19 protein-coding genes are annotated in these 19,101 nt (G+C 43.0%); 3 read left to right on the top strand and 16 right to left on the bottom strand.

The features are described 5' to 3' along the window. Nucleotides 1-37: 37 nt before the first annotated feature. The 6 genes from dtd to CUU64_RS03985 all read right to left on the bottom strand — a co-directional run bounded on the left by dtd (nucleotide 38) and on the right by CUU64_RS03985 (nucleotide 8,676). Nucleotides 38-487 carry a D-aminoacyl-tRNA deacylase gene (gene dtd / locus CUU64_RS04010; protein WP_101631995.1) on the bottom strand — a complete coding sequence of 150 codons (450 nt, stop codon included), beginning with the start codon at nucleotides 485-487 and terminating at the stop codon, nucleotides 38-40. A gap of 11 nt (nucleotides 488-498) precedes the next feature. Next, nucleotides 499-2,694: a RelA/SpoT family protein gene (locus CUU64_RS04005; protein ID WP_101631994.1), complete on the bottom strand. Its 2,196-nt coding sequence runs from the start codon at nucleotides 2,692-2,694 to the stop codon at nucleotides 499-501. 256 nt (nucleotides 2,695-2,950) lie between these two features. Beyond that, nucleotides 2,951-3,463, bottom strand: coding sequence for an adenine phosphoribosyltransferase (locus tag CUU64_RS04000; protein ID WP_101631993.1), 513 nt, complete (start codon nucleotides 3,461-3,463; stop codon nucleotides 2,951-2,953). After that, nucleotides 3,454-5,823, bottom strand: a complete 2,370-nt coding sequence (gene recJ, locus CUU64_RS03995; protein WP_101631992.1) for a single-stranded-DNA-specific exonuclease RecJ — start codon at nucleotides 5,821-5,823, stop codon at nucleotides 3,454-3,456. Before recJ ends, CUU64_RS04000 begins: the two co-directional genes overlap by 10 nt. Before the next feature lie 107 nt (nucleotides 5,824-5,930). Then, a complete protein-coding gene (gene secDF / locus CUU64_RS03990; protein WP_101631991.1) occupies nucleotides 5,931-8,186 on the bottom strand; it encodes a protein translocase subunit SecDF in 2,256 nt (751 codons plus the stop codon). A 190-nt stretch (nucleotides 8,187-8,376) separates the two neighbouring features. After that, nucleotides 8,377-8,676: a post-transcriptional regulator gene (locus CUU64_RS03985; RefSeq protein WP_101631990.1), complete on the bottom strand. Its 300-nt coding sequence runs from the start codon at nucleotides 8,674-8,676 to the stop codon at nucleotides 8,377-8,379. A gap of 160 nt (nucleotides 8,677-8,836) precedes the next feature. Between CUU64_RS03985 and spoVB the strand changes: the two genes are divergently transcribed. Then, on the top strand, nucleotides 8,837-10,384 hold the full coding sequence (gene spoVB / locus CUU64_RS03980; protein ID WP_101632909.1) for a stage V sporulation protein B: 1,548 nt from the start codon (nucleotides 8,837-8,839) through the stop codon (nucleotides 10,382-10,384). 38 nt (nucleotides 10,385-10,422) lie between these two features. Here the strand turns inward: spoVB and CUU64_RS03975 are convergent, their stop codons facing one another. After that, complete coding sequence (locus CUU64_RS03975) at nucleotides 10,423-11,076, bottom strand: DUF421 domain-containing protein (RefSeq protein WP_257985416.1); 654 nt, start codon at nucleotides 11,074-11,076, stop codon at nucleotides 10,423-10,425. Between the two features lie 168 nt (nucleotides 11,077-11,244). Between CUU64_RS03975 and CUU64_RS03970 the strand changes: the two genes are divergently transcribed. Beyond that, nucleotides 11,245-11,637: a TIGR04086 family membrane protein gene (locus tag CUU64_RS03970; RefSeq protein WP_308302329.1), complete on the top strand. Its 393-nt coding sequence runs from the start codon at nucleotides 11,245-11,247 to the stop codon at nucleotides 11,635-11,637. Between the two features lie 62 nt (nucleotides 11,638-11,699). Here CUU64_RS03970 and yajC read toward each other — a convergent pair whose 3' ends face one another. From yajC to CUU64_RS03935, 7 genes are all read right to left on the bottom strand, one after another. Then, nucleotides 11,700-11,978: a preprotein translocase subunit YajC gene (yajC, locus tag CUU64_RS03965; protein ID WP_101631989.1), complete on the bottom strand. Its 279-nt coding sequence runs from the start codon at nucleotides 11,976-11,978 to the stop codon at nucleotides 11,700-11,702. Between the two features lie 27 nt (nucleotides 11,979-12,005). Continuing rightward, a complete protein-coding gene (gene tgt, locus CUU64_RS03960) occupies nucleotides 12,006-13,145 on the bottom strand; it encodes a tRNA guanosine(34) transglycosylase Tgt (protein ID WP_101631988.1) in 1,140 nt (379 codons plus the stop codon). 42 nt (nucleotides 13,146-13,187) lie between these two features. Beyond that, complete coding sequence (queA, locus tag CUU64_RS03955; RefSeq protein ID WP_101631987.1) at nucleotides 13,188-14,216, bottom strand: tRNA preQ1(34) S-adenosylmethionine ribosyltransferase-isomerase QueA; 1,029 nt, start codon at nucleotides 14,214-14,216, stop codon at nucleotides 13,188-13,190. 26 nt (nucleotides 14,217-14,242) lie between these two features. Beyond that, a complete protein-coding gene (locus CUU64_RS03950) occupies nucleotides 14,243-14,449 on the bottom strand; it encodes a DUF2905 domain-containing protein (protein WP_101631986.1) in 207 nt (68 codons plus the stop codon). After that, a complete protein-coding gene (gene ruvB, locus CUU64_RS03945; RefSeq protein WP_101631985.1) occupies nucleotides 14,446-15,447 on the bottom strand; it encodes a Holliday junction branch migration DNA helicase RuvB in 1,002 nt (333 codons plus the stop codon). Before ruvB ends, CUU64_RS03950 begins: the two co-directional genes overlap by 4 nt. 10 nt (nucleotides 15,448-15,457) lie before the next feature. Beyond that, nucleotides 15,458-16,069: a Holliday junction branch migration protein RuvA gene (ruvA, locus tag CUU64_RS03940; RefSeq protein WP_101631984.1), complete on the bottom strand. Its 612-nt coding sequence runs from the start codon at nucleotides 16,067-16,069 to the stop codon at nucleotides 15,458-15,460. Nucleotides 16,070-16,224: 155 nt separating this feature from the next. Further along, on the bottom strand, nucleotides 16,225-16,752 hold the full coding sequence (locus CUU64_RS03935) for an intercompartmental signaling factor BofC (protein WP_257985415.1): 528 nt from the start codon (nucleotides 16,750-16,752) through the stop codon (nucleotides 16,225-16,227). A 149-nt stretch (nucleotides 16,753-16,901) separates the two neighbouring features. On the opposite strand from CUU64_RS03935, the gene CUU64_RS03930 reads away from it, so the two are divergent. Next, nucleotides 16,902-17,111 carry a hypothetical protein gene (locus CUU64_RS03930; RefSeq protein ID WP_101631982.1) on the top strand — a complete coding sequence of 70 codons (210 nt, stop codon included), beginning with the start codon at nucleotides 16,902-16,904 and terminating at the stop codon, nucleotides 17,109-17,111. Between the two features lie 490 nt (nucleotides 17,112-17,601). Here CUU64_RS03930 and CUU64_RS03925 read toward each other — a convergent pair whose 3' ends face one another. After that, nucleotides 17,602-18,591: an aminoglycoside phosphotransferase family protein gene (locus tag CUU64_RS03925; RefSeq protein ID WP_101631981.1), complete on the bottom strand. Its 990-nt coding sequence runs from the start codon at nucleotides 18,589-18,591 to the stop codon at nucleotides 17,602-17,604. Continuing rightward, nucleotides 18,572-19,101, bottom strand: a 530-nt coding sequence (locus CUU64_RS21845) for a polyadenylate binding domain-containing protein (RefSeq protein WP_219621858.1), incomplete at its 5' end; no start/stop codon positions are given. The genes CUU64_RS03925 and CUU64_RS21845, both read right to left, overlap by 20 nt.

Here is a 19,101-nt window from a genome sequence, read left to right as displayed (position 1 = left end):
ATCCCTGCCTTAAAATGAGTAGGCAAGGATTATCAATTCATTTCTTTTCTTTGCTTTCGACAATGAGGGTCACAGGGCCATCATTAGTGAGTTGTACGTCCATCATGGCACCGAAGATTCCGGTTTCTACAATAATGCCTTTTTTTCGGAATTCTTCATTCAGTAGCTCATAAATAGGGTTCGCCTCTTCTGGCCTGGCCGCTTCCATGAAGTTGGGCCTTCTCCCTTTCCGGGTATCTCCATATAAAGTAAACTGGGAAATCGACAGGATTTGCCCGCCTTTATCAAGCAGAGATAAATTCATCTTTCCTTCGCCATCCTCAAAGATGCGAAGGTTGGCAATCTTGTCGGCCAAGTAGGCAGCATCAGCGGCATTATCCCCATGGGTAATGCCAACGAGCAGCACTAATCCGTGTTCGATTTCCCCGACCGTTTCCTGGTTTACAAGTACCCTAGCTTCTTTTGAACGTTGTACTACGACCCGCATGGTTACGCTCCTTAGTTCATAATCCGTCTTACTGAATAGATGTCCGGGATTTGCTTGATCCTATCCACGACCTTTTGTAGATGGCTAATATTATGGATGGATATGGACATATTGATAGTCGCCATTTTATTCCGATCTGATTTGCCTGACACGGCGGATATATTTGTCTTTGTTTCATTGACGGCCTGCAAGACCTCGTTTAGTAATCCTCTGCGGTCGTAACCGTTAATTTCAATATCCACGTTATATTCCTTGCGATCATTCAGGCTGCTTTCCCATTCAACAGGAATCAACCGGTTTTCCGTTTCATCCCCTTCTACATTTGGACAATCCGTACGGTGGACGGAAACCCCCCTGCCTTTCGTGATGAAACCGACGATTTCATCTCCAGGCACAGGGTTACAGCATCTAGATAAACGGATCAACAAGTTATCAATCCCTTGAACACGAACTCCGGATTCCCTTTTCTTCATAGAGTGGAAAGATTTGAGTTCGGAAACAGCACCTTTAATATCCGGTTCCTGCTCCAGTTCTTTCTGTTTTCGCTGTTTTTCGGTCAAACGATTGGCGATTTGGGCAGCAGTGATGCCATTATAGCCCACAGCTGCATACATATCCTCTTCATTCGAAAAATTGAATTTCTCGCTCACTCGTTTCAGATTTTCAACAGTCAGGATTTCTTTCAAGTCGAAATCCATATTTTTAATCTCTTTTTCAACTAGTTCCTTGCCTTTTTCTACATTTTCCTCACGCCTCTGTTTCTTGAAGAACTGGCGTATTTTATTTTTGGCCTGCGATGTCTGGGTCATCTTTAGCCAGTCAGGACTTGGGCCGTAGGAATGCTTTGACGTCATGATTTCGATGATATCGCCTGTTTTCAGCTTATAATCGAGCGGTACCATTTTCCCATTAACCTTGGCACCAATTGTCTTGTTACCAATTTCGGAGTGGATCCGGTAGGCAAAATCGATTGGGTTTGAACCTGACGGAAGTTCTATGACATCACCCTTCGGGGTAAAGATGAACACCATGTCAGAAAATAAATCAATTTTAAGAGATTCCATAAATTCTTCCGCATTTGTAGCATCATCCTGGAATTCAAGGATCTCCCTAAACCATGTTAACTTATCTTCTAAAGAGGAATTTTGATTGACCTCTGTTCCTTCTTTGTATGCCCAATGCGCGGCAATCCCGAATTCTGCAATCCGGTGCATTTCTGTGGTCCGAATTTGGACTTCAAGGGGGTCTCCTTTTGGTCCAATAACCGTAGTATGGAGTGATTGATACATATTCGGCTTCGGCATGGCAATGTAGTCCTTGAAACGGCCGGGCATCGGCTTCCAGCATGTATGAATGATTCCTAAAACAGCGTAGCAATCCTTAATGCTGTTTACGACAATCCGCACTGCCAGCAAATCATAAATTTCGCTGAATTGTTTGTTCTGGAGAGCCATTTTACGGTAAATGCTATAGATGTGCTTTGGCCGTCCGGAGATTTCCGCTTTGATGTTCACGTCCGCTACACTCTTCTTCACCGATTCAATAACCCCATCAAGGTATTCCTCACGCTCGGCACGCTTTTTCTTCATGAGGTTTACAATACGGTAATACTGCTGCGGGTTCAAATAGCGAAGAGCAGTGTCCTCAAGCTCCCACTTAATTTTGCTAATACCTAGGCGGTGTGCAAGCGGAGCGAAGATTTCCAACGTTTCATTGGAGATTCTTCTCTGCTTCTCGTGGGGCAGATGCTTCAGGGTCCTCATGTTATGAAGCCTGTCAGCAAGCTTTATCAAAATCACCCGGATATCTTGCGCCATCGCGACAAACATTTTCCGGTGATTTTCAGCCTGCTGTTCTTCCTGTGATTTGTATTTGATTTTCCCGAGCTTTGTTACGCCATCTACAAGCATGGCAACTTCTGGGCCAAAATGTTCATCAATATCTGCCAGGGTCACCTCTGTATCCTCTACCACATCATGGAGGAAGCCTGCAGCCACAGTGGAAGGGTCCATTTCAAGGTCTGCGAGAATCCCCGCCACCTGGATTGGGTGGATGATATATGGTTCGCCAGATTTTCGGAACTGCTCCCGATGGGCATTCTCTGCAAACTTATACGCTTGATATATAAAATCAGCATCTTCCTGCTGAAGGTATTTCCTTGTCCTTTCGACGACCTGGTCGGCAGTCAATATTTGCTCATTAGCCATGCAATCACCTTTTTATCCCCATTTACCTATTATTTCTGTCTATAGGTTGAACGTCTCAAAAAACATTATTGTTTCTATTATCGAGAAAAAAGTAAGAGATGTAAAGAGTTAAGGGTTCATTTGTTGTTTCCATGGATTATTTATCTGATTTTACCAAAAATTGGATATATGTTTTTTTGTAAAAGTAAAGGTCTATCTGCTATATGCTCGCAAAAAGAGCACCCCTTAAAAGAGTGCTCCTGGAACCTTTTACTTATCAATATGTCAGTAATGTTAAAACATCATATCCGTCAAGCTTATCCTTGCCATCCAAATACGAAAGCTCAACTAGGAAAGCAATTCCGGCAACCACTCCACCAAGCTCTTCCACAAGCTTGATGGTCGCTTCAATAGTGCCGCCTGTAGCCAAAAGATCGTCCGTGATTAGGACCCGCTGTCCAGGCTTGATAGCGTCCTTATGGATGGTTAGTACGTCTTTTCCATATTCTAGGCCGTAACCCACTTTGATCGTTTCACGCGGAAGCTTTCCTTCTTTCCTTACAGGAGCAAAGCCGACGCCCAAAGAGTATGCGACAGGACAGCCGATAATAAACCCACGGGCTTCCGGTCCCACGATAAGATCAATTTGTTTTTCGCGAGCAAATGCCACGATTTGATCGGTGGCATAACGGTATGCCTTTCCGTCATTCATAAGCGGAGATATATCTTTAAATTTGATGCCGGGTTTCGGCCAATCAGGCACAATTGTGATAAACTGCTTTAAATCCATTGCTTTGTTTCCTCCTCGAGGCGTTCTGCCTCTTGTACTAATGTATCAAACCAATCAAATAATTGCTGATAAGAGGAATAAAGGAGCTCATGTTCTAGCTCTATTTGCTCTTTCTTTTTCTTATATGATGGCGCATCGCTCAGATCCCTTTTATTAGCATTTTTGTTGAGCGTAATTAATCCGTTTTCTATTGTAACAAATTCCAATTCAAAAAACACCTGCGAGATAAAATCGATAGTATCACGAGACCATCCACGATATTTTGCCAATTGTTCTCCATATCTCTTCACATCGAGCGGCCCTTTTTTTGAAAGGTAGGCATAAAACCATTTAAAGTGTTCCCGCGTTGGCATCGTGGAGAAAAAATGGTCCTGGTGCTGGTGGAAGTGCACGTACACACGGGATGGCCCTTTATTTCTCAACGTATATTCCAATAGTTGTTTCGATGGGGGCATGTCGAGCAAAATCACATTGCTACCGGACAAGTTTACGTTTCTTGCATTCTCTTCATTATTAATATGCGCTATTTTTTCATTTTGTCCAAGGAAAGGAAATTGTTTCATCGTTTCTTCCGAAAAAACAATCACTTGACGGTTTTCCTTCGGGATATCCGCAAGCCACTTTTCGACCCGGTTCATGCCGCGGAAATCAAACAGCTGCCAGCTTTCTATTGAGATATCCTGCAGGAAAATTTGTGGCTTTCTGTTATTGTTCCATTCATTGACCGCCAATTCTCCGATCACCGAGAGGTTTGAAAGAGGAGAAATGTCGGCAAACAAATATCCAAGCCCAAAGCCAACACCATCAAGATAATTGCCTTCCTTACCAAGCTGAAGCTTCAAGTGATTTTGGTTTGCACCTATTTTCCTTATTTCAGAAATCGGCATGGATTGAATCAGGATTTTCGGCTTCGGGTTATTCATTCCAAATGGAGCAAGTAATCCCATTTCCTCGATAGACTGAAGCGTGACATCCTCAAGGTCCGTTACCCCATCCAGCCTCGTGACAGGCTGGAAGTCTTCTTCTGAGAGCTGTTCGGTTGCCAGCCTGTTCAACCGACTTCGAAGTTCATCGACATCCTCAATTTTCAATGTCATGCCTGCAGCCATAGGATGCCCTCCAAAATGAGGCAAAATATCCCTGCACTCTGAAAGATTCTTAAAAAGGTCGTATCCTTCAATGCTGCGGGCTGATCCCTTGGCAAGGCCCTTTTCCATGTCAAAACTTAAAACAATCGCCGGCCTGTAAAAACGATCGACAAGTTTTGAGGCAACAATTCCGATTATGCCTGAATTCCACCCCTCTTTGCCGACAACAAGGACACCGTTTTGTTGCGGAGGGAAATTTTCCTCGACTTCACGAATTGCTTCTTCTGTAATTTCAGCCACAAGAGCCTGTCGTTCCTTATTCATTAAGTCAATTTCAGAAGCTAGCTCTTCGGCTACGACTGCATCCCCTTCCATTAACAGGGCCACAGCAGGGTTTGCCGATCCAAGCCTACCTGCTGCATTGATTCTAGGCGCCAGTCCAAATCCAATAGACTCTTCATTTAAGGTTTCTTTTTGGATACCCGCTTTTTGAATCAATGAAAGGAGGCCTGGGCGGGACGTATGGCGAAGCTTTTCTATTCCCCTTGCTGCTATTAAGCGATTTTCCCCAAACAAAGGCACAAGGTCTGCAATTGTACCTATTGCCGTAATTTCCAGCAAATCCTCCGGCAATTCACCTAGCAATGCATGTGCGACTTTAAAGGCCACTCCGACCCCGGCAAGTTCTTTAAATGGGTATGTATTATCCGCCAGCTTAGGATGAATGATCGCAAGCGCCTCAGGTAATTCGGGGCCAGGCTCGTGATGGTCAGTAATTATATAGTCCATGCCCAGCTCGCTAGCGAGGTTAGCCTCATTAATGGCAGAGATCCCTGTATCGACGGTAATCAACAGCTTGACACCTGCATCGGCGGCAAGCCGGAATGCTGTCTCGTTCGGGCCATAGCCTTCCGTAAAACGATTGGGAATATAGAAGTCCACATTGGCTCCCATTTTCTCTAATATTGTCATCATGACTGTCGTGCTGCTGACTCCATCAGCATCGTAGTCACCAAAAATCCTGATTTTCTCACCTGCATCAACAGCTTGCCTGATTCTTGCTACAGCTTTATCCATATCCTTCAATAAAAATGGATCATGAAAGCTTTGTTCATTTATATATATAAAGGACCGTGCCTCTTCGGTTGTTTTTATCCCGCGATTAACTAAAAGACGTGCTACCAGAGGTGTTATTTGAAGTACATTTACAAATTCTTGCACGAGTTTTTCATCGGCAGAGTCTATGATCCACCGGGTCTTTGACTTTAACATGATTTCACCCCTTAACTCACTAATTATACAAAAGGAGAGAAAGGGTTTCAATTTAATTTTACTTAAGTAAAAGACCAATCCACAATAGCGGATTGGTCTTGGTCCAATTACACCTGAGCTTCCTGGCTCGGCTTTTTCTCTTTGTATGTGATAAGTACACCCTTTTTCTTTAATTCCCGGCCCTTGAGGTCAAGCCACAACTGGGAGGCAATATAAAGGGAAGAGTACACACCGACAACAAGGCCGATCAATAACGCGATGGAGAAGTTTCCGATCGATGGGCTTCCAAAGATCATCAAAGCTGCAACGGTAATAATTACCATCAAAACGGTATTGATTGAACGAGTCAATGTCTGCCTGATACTTATATTCACAATTTCTTCTAGTTCTTTTAACTGCTTAATTTTCCGTTTCTTGCGCATATTTTCACGGATTCGGTCAAAGGTAACGATCGTATCGTTAATGGAATAACCGATAATTGTCAAAATCGCGGCGATAAAAGTCAAATCCACTTCAAGCCTTAGCACGCTAAAGATTGTAATAATGAAGAAGGCATCATGCAACAAAGATATAACAGCAGGCAGCGCCATTCTCCATTCAAAGCGGATCGTCGCATACAAGATGATGCCTAGAGATGAAATCAAGACAGCAATGAGGGCATTCTTAGCCAGCTCTTTTCCGATTGTAGGAGAAACCGTACTGATATTGGTCCCGTCCCCTACTTCGGTATTGAAATAATCCTTCACTTTAGCTATTTCATCCTTGTTTAGGACACCTTTAAAACGGACAACACCGTTTTGATTATTATCCCCTGAAATCACGATGTCCTCACTCTTCAGGTCCAAATTAGCCAGGTGCTCATTTACTTTATGTTGAGTCAACGGCTGGTCGGATGTAAATTCAATTCTTGTTCCGCTAGTAAAATCGATTCCAAGATTCATCTTGAAGATAAACAGGACAATGATCCCAATGATGGTGATCGCTGTTGAAATGCCGTAGAATATTTTCCTATTCTTAACGAAATCCAATTTATCAAAACGTGTCGGGAGCTCGGTAACATCCCGATTTTCAGAAAGTTCATGTATATCCTTTTTGTTGACGCCAAGCCATGACGGCCGTTTATTAAAGAATCTGCTGTTAATCCATAGGCTCATGAATAAACGGGTTCCGTAAACAGCTGTGATAAAACTCATTAGAATACTAATGATTAATGTTGTAGCAAAGCCTTTGACAGAACTTGTTCCGTAAAAGAATAATACCGAGGCTGCCAGAAGCGTTGTTAAGTTGGCATCGGTAATCGTTGCCAGTGAGTTCTTATTTCCCGCAGCATAAGCGGATGGAACAGAACGGCCAAGCTTCAGCTCATCTTTTATCCGTTCATAAGTGATGATATTCGCGTCAACGGCCATGCCGACACCAAGTATTAAGGCGGCTACACCAGGCAGTGTCAATACCGCATTCATCCAGTCAAACACTAATAAAGTGAGATAAATATAAATGGACAGAGTAATCACTGCGATGAGTCCAGGGAATCGGTAGTAGAAAATCATGAATGCAAAAACTAGTCCAATTCCGATGATTCCTGCATAAATGGTTTCATTCAAAGCCTGTTCCCCAAATTTTGCACCCACAGATGTGGAATAAATTTCATCCAGCTGTACCGGAAGTGCACCGGCATTTAATAAATTAGCAAGCTCTTTTGCTTCTTCTATCGTAAATTGGCCGGTTATCAATACTTTATCTGTATCGAATACCTGGCTCACCGTCGGGCTGGAAATCATGTTATCTTGGGTTTCCGATTTTTTAATACTGTCTTTTCCCTTTTCAAAGTCAAGCCAGATCGCAAGCACGTTTGTTGGTTGTGGCATGGCTGAAATCTGTTCGGTTATTTTCTTGAACTTTTGCGGATCCTTCAAGGTTACTTCGACAACAGGACTGTTGTTTTCGTCAAAGGTTTGCTGTGCACCGCCTTCTTTCAGGTCTGCACCAGTCATCATTTCTTTGTCATTAAAATCATGGAAACTCAGTTTCGCCTGGGTGGAAAGGATCTTCCGGGCCTCATTTTGATCCGTAACGCCTGCAAGCTGGACGCGGATTCTGTCATTTCCTTCAATTTGGATATTCGGCTCGCTGACACCAAGAACGTCAATCCGCTTGGTGAGCGCCTGAGCAGTGCTGTTTAACATCTTCTGTGTAACTTTTCCGCCATCTTCCGGCTTCACTTCATACAAAACTTCAAAGCCGCCCTGTAAATCAAGCCCAAGCTTGATATTTCCCAGTATGCCCTTTGAGGTTGTGCCAATCGTTGCGAATATGGCAATTAAGATGATAAAGAACGCAACGATCCTGCTTCTTTTTACCATTATGCAATAGGCCCCTTTCTTCCTGACACGCCTTGTCTTGTTGTTCATTGTATCTATACGCAGAAAATATACGTATTTTGTCGTAAGGCAAAAGCAACATCACTATTATGAGTGAAACATATATGGCTGTCAATTTAAGATTTCTTTGAATTCAAACCTGCAAAACCATATATTACTTAAAAGAAGGGCATCAGCTATTTAATAGTTCTTTCATTTCCTCCTCCGATATTTTGCCAAGCAAATTCGGACCCTTAAAAGCCTCGACAGTCACAAATGTCATAAACTGGCTGCCACTAATCGATAAGATATCGCTCACCAATTGATGCAGGTGCATTTCAGGTTTAATACGCTTCCATTTCTTCTGTACTAGATAATTCCATATATCATCTTCTGTCACAGCCCCCAGCCCAAGCAGACTTAATTCCTCCGCCTTGCTTAACAAAGCAGGCTGCACTTTCAGGTGATAATTTTCATAAGGATGTTCAACCATAGAAACTCCCCCATATTATTTGAAAATAACGAACCTTTTGCCAAAAGTTTTTCCAGTCTGGATAGCTCTTTTCAAATGCCTGTCATGCTTTGTCCAACTCAGTGCATATAGATAATTGTATATGATTTGAGCACTTTTGAGAAGGCAGGGATTGACGGGGATGTCCAAATTTTTGAAAGGAACTTTCATTCTTTTAATTGCAAGTTTAATCACACGGATTTTAGGATTTATAAATCGAATTGTTATCGCCCGCTTTATCGGAGAAGAAGGCGTAGGGTTATATATGATGGCTTTGCCTACCCTGTTTCTCGTCATTACCATTACACAACTAGGGCTGCCTGTTGCTATTTCAAAATCTGTCGCTGAGGCGGATGCTTTGGGGGATGAGAAGAAAGTAAAGCGGATTCTTGTCGTTGCGCTCAGTTGTACGTTTGGATTGTCTCTTATCTTTACACCTGCATTGCTAATCTTCGCTCCAATGCTTTCTGAATTATTGTTTACTGATTCCCGAACTGTGTGGCCATTGATGGCCATCGCCCCTATTGTGCCTATTGTGGCTATATCTTCCGTATTGAGGGGGTATTTTCAAGGCAAGCAAAATATGAAGCCGTTCGCACTCTCGCAGGTCATCGAGCAAATAGCTAGAATTACCTTCATCGCGGTGCTGACTAAAGCATTTTTGCCATATGGCATTGAATACGCGGCTGCAGGAGCGATGTTTGCCTCCATTATTGGTGAACTAGTTTCTCTCACGTATTTGGTGGCTTCTTTTAAGCTAAAAAAGCACTTCAAGCTAAGGAAAAACTTCTTTAAAATGGCGAGACAAGGAAAAGGAACGTTGCAGGAACTCATGAAAATAGCAGTGCCGACAACCGGAAGCAGACTGATCGGGAATCTATCCTGGTTCCTGGAACCAATCGTGGTCGCCCAAAGCTTGGCCATTGCAGGTGTATCAGCTACTGTAGCTACAAAGCAATACGGAGAGTTAACGGGGTATGCACTCCCGCTGCTTATGCTGCCTTCTTTTGTAACAACATCACTCTCCACTTCTCTGGTCCCGGCCATAAGTGAGGCAAAATCTTTAGGAAATTACAGACTGATACAGCATAGGCTGGAGCAGACATTACGAATTACAATTATAACGGGCTCTCTTGCGATGGTTATATTATTTTTATTTGCCGAGCCTGTATTACAAATTATGTATGGTTCTGCCAATGCAGCTATATTCATTAAGTTCCTTGCCCCATTTTTCATTTTATTTTACTGCCAGATGCCACTGCAATCGGTTCTTCAGGCACTTAACCTGGCAAGGGCGGCAATGGTTAACAGTTTTATCGGCGCTGTCATTAAAATAGCCATTATCTGGCTACTAGCTACTAAAGAGAGCTTTGGAATCATGGGGGCAGCTATCGGAATAGCCGCCGGGACAATCCTAGTTACCTTTCTTCATTTTACGACCATTTTAAAAATCGTGCCTTTTACTTTTAAAATTAAGACATACCTTTTGCCGATAGTTATCGCCATTATGTCAGGTTTCTTGGGACATTTTTCCTTTTTTAGTGTTCTTACTGGACAGGTCCTGATTGTACGCCTATCGCTTTCCATTTTATTTATACTAGCTTCCTTTACTTTTTTATCGATCCTAACAGGAATAATCAGAAGGGAAGAGCTGAAGCGTTTCCGGATAATCGGCTGGTTGTTTCCATAACTTGATTATCCGGACCACTAGCCGCGGGAACTTGGGAACTAAGGCTGGTTCCTTTCATCAATATAAAAAGTGCCGTCATCATACGTACAAATGGAAATCCATTTTATATCTGGATAACCTCTTTTTTGCAACTGTGCGCGAAGCCAAGTATCACTTTTATTGATTGATGCCAAACTTTCCTCCTGGATAACGCCATCTATAACCAAAGGGAACGGCGTATTATCTTTTGGGTTTTTCACATTCTTTTTTTCAATTACAGAGAGCTTTCCTGTAGGCTCTAAAATGGCGTATTCAACATTCTCTATATTAACAATGTTCTTTTCCCTAAGCTGAATTAGCAGGTCATCAAAATTATACCGCTGCCTTTTCATCTCTTTTTCATCGATTTTTCCCTGTGAGATGATAATAGCTGCTCTTCCATCCATCACCTCCCTAAATCTTTGGCTTTTCATAGAAAAATACGCAAGAACGATTTGAATAATAGCCAACACAAGAATCGGGTAAAGGGAAAAAAGAAGCGGTTTATCCGGGCTATCAATGGCCATTACCGCCATATCCCCTATCATGAACACAACGACCAAGTCCAAGATGCTTAACTGACCAATTTCCCGTTTCCCCATGAACCTAAAGATCAGCAAAAGTGCAAAGTATAAAATAAAAGCACGGAAAATGATAACCACATAATCATTCACTAGATACCCTCCCTTTTCGGAGAAATAATGTTATAACGACAGTCCATCTTCTTATCCTTGCCAACATCCGAAAAAATTAGTGGTTCGATGGTCTAAAAGCTCAATGGCCGAATATGCTTGTACAAAGATAAAAATCTATTCCTGCCAGGAAGCCAAGGAAGGGAGAGAGTGGCCATCGAATCAAAAAAAATGGGTACGGCTATTTTATATGGAGTAAGTACCATATTTATTCTGTTTATTATCACCAGTTTAATTTTCGCGACATTGCTGCGGTTTACGAACATCACCGAATCATCGCTTGCATATGTTATTATGGCAGGATCCTTCATCACGATGTTTATTGGAGGCTTCATTTCAGGCGGGAAAGGAAAAAAACAAGGCTGGATGCTGGGGGGCGGAACGGGACTTCTTTATATGTTGATTGTTCTATCCTATCAATATCTCGGGAACGATTCTTTATTTTCATTAAGGGAATGGATTTACCAAGGCTGCTTTGTTATCACAGCAATGATGGGAGGGGTCCTTGGGGTCAACCTGAGTTCCGGGTCACGAGATACGTGAAATTCCAATTAAAACTAAGAAAAAAAACGGTATCCTGTCGGAATACCGTTTTTTTCTTAGTTTTACGCTTGTTCAGGAACGCTTTCCGTTACTTCACGGATTGCTGACTTATCGAATGTAAGCCTGCTTCCGTCACCGCAGCGGATGACGATTTTGGATTCATCCAGTGAATCAATCGTTCCATGAAGGCCTCCGATCGTTACGATTTTATCCCCTTTCTTCAATCCACCCTGCATCGCCTGGACTTGCTTTTGGCGCTTTTGCTGAGGACGGATCAATAGGAAATAAAACAACACGAACATCAATACCAGCGAAATAATACCACCGTAGTTACCACCCATCTATATCTCTCCTTTCTTTATTGTCAATTAGAAGTTCTTTGCATCCGGCTTGTTGAAGCCATATTGCTCAAAGAATTCTTCTCTAAAGTCACCAAGCCGGTCCTCGCGGATAGCTTGTCTGACTTGCTCCATTAAGTTTAACAGAAAATGCAGGTTATGGTAAGTCGTAAGTCTAATTCCAAAAGTTTCTTCAGCGCGGATTAAATGGCGAATATACGCCCGGCTGTAATTTTGGCAAACATGGCAGCTGCAATTTTCATCCAATGGTCCGAAATCCCTGGCGTACTTCGCATTTTTCACCACTAACCGGCCGTTTGACGTCATCAATGTACCATTTCGGGCAATTCTGGTAGGAAGAACGCAGTCAAACATATCAATCCCGCGCATCGCTCCATCAATCAATGAATCTGGTGAACCGACGCCCATCAAATAACGGGGTTTGTCAGAAGGCAGCAGCGGTGTAGTAAATTCCAGGACCCTGTTCATCACGTCTTTAGGTTCCCCTACTGATAAGCCTCCTACTGCATATCCAGGAAAATCAAGGGAGACAAGGTCTTTTGCACTTTGCTTTCTTAGTTCCTCAAATTCACCACCCTGGACAATCCCAAAAAGACCCTGGTCTTCAGGGCGCGCATGGGCGGTTAAACATCTTTCAGCCCAGCGGGATGTCCGTTCAACAGATTTTTTCATGTATTCGAATGTGGCCGGAAACGGCGGGCATTCATCGAAAGCCATCATGATATCAGACCCAAGGGCATTTTGGATTTCCATTGCCTTCTCCGGCGATAAAAATAACTTATCTCCATTTAGATGGTTCCTGAAATGAACTCCCTCTTCCTCGATTTTTCTGAATTCGCTTAATGAGAAAACCTGGAACCCACCAGAATCTGTTAAAATGGCACCATCCCAGTTCATAAATTTATGGAGGCCGCCTGCTTCCCTTATAATGTCATGCCCCGGTCTCAACCAAAGGTGGTATGTGTTACTTAAAATAATCCCGGCTCCCATGGATGTAAGCTCTTCCGGGGACATGGTTTTCACAGTGGCAAGCGTTCCGACCGGCATAAACGCAGGCGTTTCAAATGAACCATGCGGTGTATGTACAATACCGAGCCTCGCTCCTGTCTGTTTGCAAGTTTTAATATGTTCATAACGGATTGCTGTCAAAGTTGTAACTCCTTTCAAGAGAGAGCCCGTTGTAATAGGGTTTTATTTAATAAGCATCGCATCTCCAAAACTGAAAAAACGGTATTGTTCCTTTACAGCCGTTTCATAAGCATGGAGCACGTTTTCCCGTCCAGCTAACGCGCTGACAAGCATGATCAGAGTCGATTTTGGAAGATGGAAATTGGTGATCATGGCATTTATTCCTTTAAACTCATAGCCAGGGAAAATAAAAATATCTGTCCAGCCACTTTCTTCCTGAAAAACGCCATCATGTTTGGACGCTATTGTTTCAAGCGTCCTTGTTGAAGTTGTTCCAACGGTTATGATTCTGCCGCCGTTTGCTTTTACTTCATTTAATAACCTGGCTGTTCCTTCTGTCATTTGGTAAAATTCCGAGTGCATTTCATGCTCATCCACATCTTCTGCACTCACCGGACGAAAGGTTCCCAAGCCGACATGCAATGTAATAAAAGCAATGTGGACACCCATTTCCCTGATAGCTTCCAGCAATGGCTCTGTAAAATGAAGCCCGGCTGTGGGAGCTGCCGCCGACCCGCGCTCTCTGGCATATACCGTTTGATAACGATTTTTGTCCTCCAGCTGTTCTTTTATATAAGGCGGAAGCGGCATGCTGCCCAGTTCTTCCAATACCTCATAAAAGATGCCTTCATACGAGAATTCAAGGATTCTGCCACCATGATCCAGGACACCTGTGCACACTGCCGACAATTGTCCGTCACCAAACAAAATTTTGGTGCCTTCTTTAATTCTTTTGGCAGGTTTCACTAGGGTCTCCCACTTATCTCCTTCTTCCTGCTTCAGGAGAAGAACTTCCACATTCGCTCCGGTATCCTCCTTGCTGCCGTAAAGTCGCGCTGGAAGCACCCTTGTATCGTTCAGCACCAGACAATCTCCGGGATTTAAATAATTGGTGATATTTTTAAAGATTTCATGCTGAATGGCTCCGGTTTCCTTATCAAGAACCATCAGCCTGCTTTCTTCTCTATTTTCCAATGGTACCTGGGCAATCAATTCCTCAGGCAGATGGAAATCAAACAAGTCCACCTTCATGATCTTCCACTTCCTAACTTGCTGTATTAACGAAATCGGCTGATGAAATAAAGAACGGCCGATAAAACGATACTAATGATAATGGATGTGACGATTGGGAAATAAAAAGTCGCATTCCCTTTTTTTATAAAAATATCTCCTGGCAGCCTGCCCAAATTTATAAATTTCATCGCAAATCCGATTAGAAAAATGATAATTCCAATTGTCATTAACAGTTTTGGCATACCTGTCATGGTTTAGGCACCTCCAAATTGAAATGGCGGTAAACCTGGTCCGTTACGGTTCTACCCCTGGGTGTACGCTGTAAAAAGCCAATTTGAAGCAAATACGGCTCGTATACATCCTCAATCGTATGTGCTTCCTCGCCGATAGTTGCTGCTATAGTTTCCAACCCAACCGGGCCGCCGCGGAATTTTTCAATAATGCCCCTAAGTAATTTATGGTCAATATGGTCAAGTCCTAAACGGTCAACCTGCATTAATTCCAATGCATAGTCTGCGAGCTCCAATGTAATCGTGCCATCTCCCCGTACCTGGGCGAAATCTCTGACCCTTCGCAGCAGGCGGTTGGCAATTCGGGGTGTACCCCTGGATCTTCTCGCAATCTCCCCAGCCGCCCGGGCGTCCATTTCGGTGGCCATGATTTCCGCAGTACGGATTACGATCTGCTTTAATTCATCTTCAGCATAATATTCAAGACGGCTAAGCACGCCAAATCGGTCCCTGAGCGGTGCGGACAAGGCACCTGCCCTCGTCGTAGCTCCGACAAGTGTAAATGGGGGCAAGTCGATTCTCACTGAGCGCGCGGAAGGCCCTTTGCCAATTACGATATCAAGGCAGAAATCTTCCATAGCAGGATACAGTACTTCCTCAACCGTTCGGGGCAGCCTGTGGATTTCATCTATAAAAAGGACATCGCCTGGCTCCAATGCGCTAAGTATTGCAGCAAGGTCGCCCGGACGTTCAATGGCAGGCCCCGAAGTAGTACGCACATTGACACCCATTTCATTTGCTATGATGACCGCAAGTGTAGTTTTCCCCAGACCTGGAGGGCCATATAACAGTACATGATCAAGTGTTTCTTCGCGCATTTTAGCGGCTTCAATAAATACTTTTAAGTTTGTCTTTACTTGCTCCTGGCCAATATATTGGTCCAGGTATTGCGGTCTTAGGCTTTGCTCAAACGATAGTTCGGTCAGGTCGGCTTCCTGGTTGAAAATTCTCTCCTCCATCTTGCCACCCCTATCTTAACATCAATTGTAAAGCTTTTTTAATATATTGTTCTGTCGTAAGCTCCTCATTTTGCAGTGTCTTGGCCATTTTCTGGACCTCTTTATCAGAATATCCGAGTGCCTTCAATGCCTGAATGGCTTCATCCAATCCTTCTGGATAACTGCCCGTACCTGATTGGGCTTGGCCGTCGTTGAATAGGTTAGGGAAGTAGTCAGGAACGATATTCTCAAGTTTTCCTTTCAAATCAAGGATCATTTGTCGAGCCGTCTTTTTGCCCACACCGGGGAATTTAACCAAGAATGACTCATCCTCATTTTCAATCGCCTGCACCACCTGGTCGACCTTGCCGGAAGCTAGGATGGCAAGTGCCCCTTTTGGTCCAATTCCTGTTACATTAAGCAGCTTTGTAAATAACGCCTTTTCTTCCCGGGTTCCAAAGCCATATAAGGCAAAAATATCTTCACGTACATGGTGATAGGTAAAAATTTGAACCTCGCTCTTAAGCTTTGCAGAATAAATAAACGGATTGGGCGTCATCACCTGGTACCCGATTCCACTATTTTCAATAACTATGTATTCAGGCCCCACGTATTCAATGGCCCCTTTTATATAATCAAACAAGTTTCTTCGCTCCCTGATTTTGCTGTACCACTCATTGTAGCATACAAAACGACGATAGTAGAATGAAAACATTGGTTCAGAGGCGTAATTATCCTATTTCTCGTGTAGAGGAATAAAAAGGAATATAAAAAACGGAACAGCATAGTGTCCCGTTGCTATTTTTCACTTTCCGGAAGTGAGTAAGGTTTATACGCCTCTATGACTTGTTCATATCTGCTTTTGTTTAGGATCGGAATACCCTTCAGTAATTCCTTCTGTTTATATGTCTCTAGCTTTCCGACATCTATCTGGAAGAATGATTGAATGATTTGTGAATGCTCTGGCTTCCCATTGAAAATGGACAGTGTTCCGTCTTCCGTTATTCCAAAAAAACCATTTGCTTTAAGAAGGGGAGAAATGTCATGTTCCTTCTTTTGAAAGATGATTCGCTCCTCATTTTGGTCAATTAGCTGCCAGTCTTGATAGCTTGCCCAAAAATCCTCCATTGACACTATTTTCACCGTAACCGTTTCTTCACTCATCTCGCCGTCCATGTACAACCTCTGGAGAATGACCTTTCGTTCCAGTGGTCCGGCAATCTGCCCTGGATTTTCACTTTTTCCAGCTTCGGCTATAGATGTGCAGAAAATCCCTAACAAAGCCAAACTCATAAATATTGCAATAACAGCTATCCGGCCTTTCATTCCCATCACCTCTTACTCAAGAAGGATACTTTTCTATAGTTTGGACGTTATTTGGGATTTTAACCATATTCAGATTAGCAAATTACATAGATAGAAATTCAGGATAAATCCTTTTCGTTTACACAAGCTTTAAAGAGGAGGTGAATGATATGCAAAATCAAAATAACAATCAGAAGAGTGCAGCAAAAAATGTGGCAAACACAATTAAAAGTGGTGCAGACGTGGCATTTGACGCTGCCCAAAACGCGCTAAAAGCGACCGAGGACGTAGCTATGACTGCGGTTGACACAACGGCAAATGTAGTTGACCGTGCTACAAAAGGGGCCAAAAACATGATGGGCAACAACCAGAACCAATAAATAACAATACTCTCCTAATAAAAACACCTGCCGTTGAACCATGAATTGTGCCCTATAAAATGGACAGTCAAAAAAAAGACCTTTTGTGTTAGGCTACTAATAGATGGCTCCGGTATTGTTGTTCCGGAGTCATTTTATTTTGGCTCCATTGATATGTCTAGAATTGTTGACTTCCTCCGCTCAAATTCTCTGCATTGATTATAAACGGGATTCTACTATATAGACATAGAAAAACCCCGAATAAGGGACTTTTTTTAAAGTATCCATTATTCGGGGTATAGTTCAGCAGCGGCAGGTGTTTTTTTATAATAAACTTACTGCTTCAACAAGCACACAGGAGTTTCTCCAAGCACGACAAGTGACGGACAAATCTTTCACGTCCTCGATCCAACAATGGTGTTCGTCCATCCTTACCAGATTCGATTTTCACGGGGAGCGAGGGAAAGGCAATCAATCCCGAGGCAGCATCACCTGTAAGATATGGTCGAATTTATCCGGTATACTTGGTCACCAACCAGGCTAACGAACGATTAAAAGCCATCCGTTCAGGAAAGCTTTCAACCGTCATTTTCCATACAGTATGGAAATTTGGGTGGCTCCCGGTTCTGTTTTCTCTAAAGAGCCGGTTCCATTCCCTGAAAATATCAGTTGGAAATGCAAGAGCATATAAAAAAGCTAAATTTTTCAAGAATGGCTTCAATTCATCATATTCCCTCAATCCGTCTAAGTTGTAGTTAATCGAAGGCAAAATTCTATTGGAATATTGTAAATAGTCTATGGCTGCTGGAGCTAATGCGGCCAAGTCAAAATCGAGCAGGCATAGCTCTCCGTCATTTCGTCGGAGGAAATTATGATGGGCGACATCACCATGAATAATTGCGATATCTTTCTCCTGCAGCAAATGTTCAAATTTCCCCATTCCATTTAAGGACCATGAAGCCCAAGAAATCCACTCCCTTAAAAGATCCTCGGAAACAATCACACTGATTTGTGGTACAAAACTCTTGAATACCAGTAATCTTTCTTCCCACTTTTTTAGTTGGTTGAAAATTGGAACTTCTAAGGAAGGATCGTGAACGATCCCTTTTGTAGCCTGATGAAATTTGGATAGCAGCCGAAGCCCTTGTTTTCGATTTTCATAACTGTGAAAATTAAATTTTTGAGGGTGTGGTTTTATATACTCAATCAAGGGATAGAAAGATCCATCATATTCAAACGGAGGTATTCCATCACAAAATTCATAGGTTGACGAAAAACCTGACTGCTTTAAAAGAGAAGTGAGTTTTTTCTGGAAGAGCCATTTCTTCAGGGAGGAAAAATTTTTTACAATCAATTTTTGGCCGCTATTGAGATGAAGCAACAAAACCTGTTTATGGATTCTATCTATATTTTTTACATTTAAATGGTGGCTTTTTAAATAAGAGAGGAGACAATCGAAAAAATCGCTGTCCCCTTTGTATTTATATGTCACTGCTTTCATCGGCATATTCTGGAATATCGAATGGCTGCTGGATGTGGTTTGCCTGGTATGGCGATGGTGCACCGGAAAAGAACAAAGGTTGCCCGCCTTGAGGGAAATTATGGATTTGCTCACCAAATGGGGTATTGTATTGAGACGGAATTTCCCGCTGATCGAAGTTGCCTCCATACCTTTTCTGGTGATCCTCTGCTGTAAATGGCTGATTGAACGGTTCGATAAACGGCTGCTGATTTAATGATTTCCCGTATTCATGATTAAGTTGCTGGACTCTTTGCCAGTCTGGTGTCCATTGATGTTGTCTCGGCATCGGCGGAAACCCTGGATTGAACTGCTGCTGGCCTGGCATTGGCTGGCTTCCTGGACTAAATGGCTGTTGCGCGGGCAAGGACTCAAATCTCGGACCAAATGATTGGTCGCCGTGCATCGGCGGAAACCCTGGATTGAACTGCTGCTTTCCTGGCATTGGCTGGCTCCCTGGACTATATGGCTGTTGTTCGGGCAAGGACTCAA

The organism is Bacillus sp. V5-8f, from assembly GCF_002863565.1.
GTDB lineage: Bacteria > Bacillota > Bacilli > Bacillales > DSM-1321 > Peribacillus.
The sequence above is the reverse complement of the archived record's forward strand: the minus strand, read 5'-3'. Positions and strand labels throughout refer to the sequence as shown.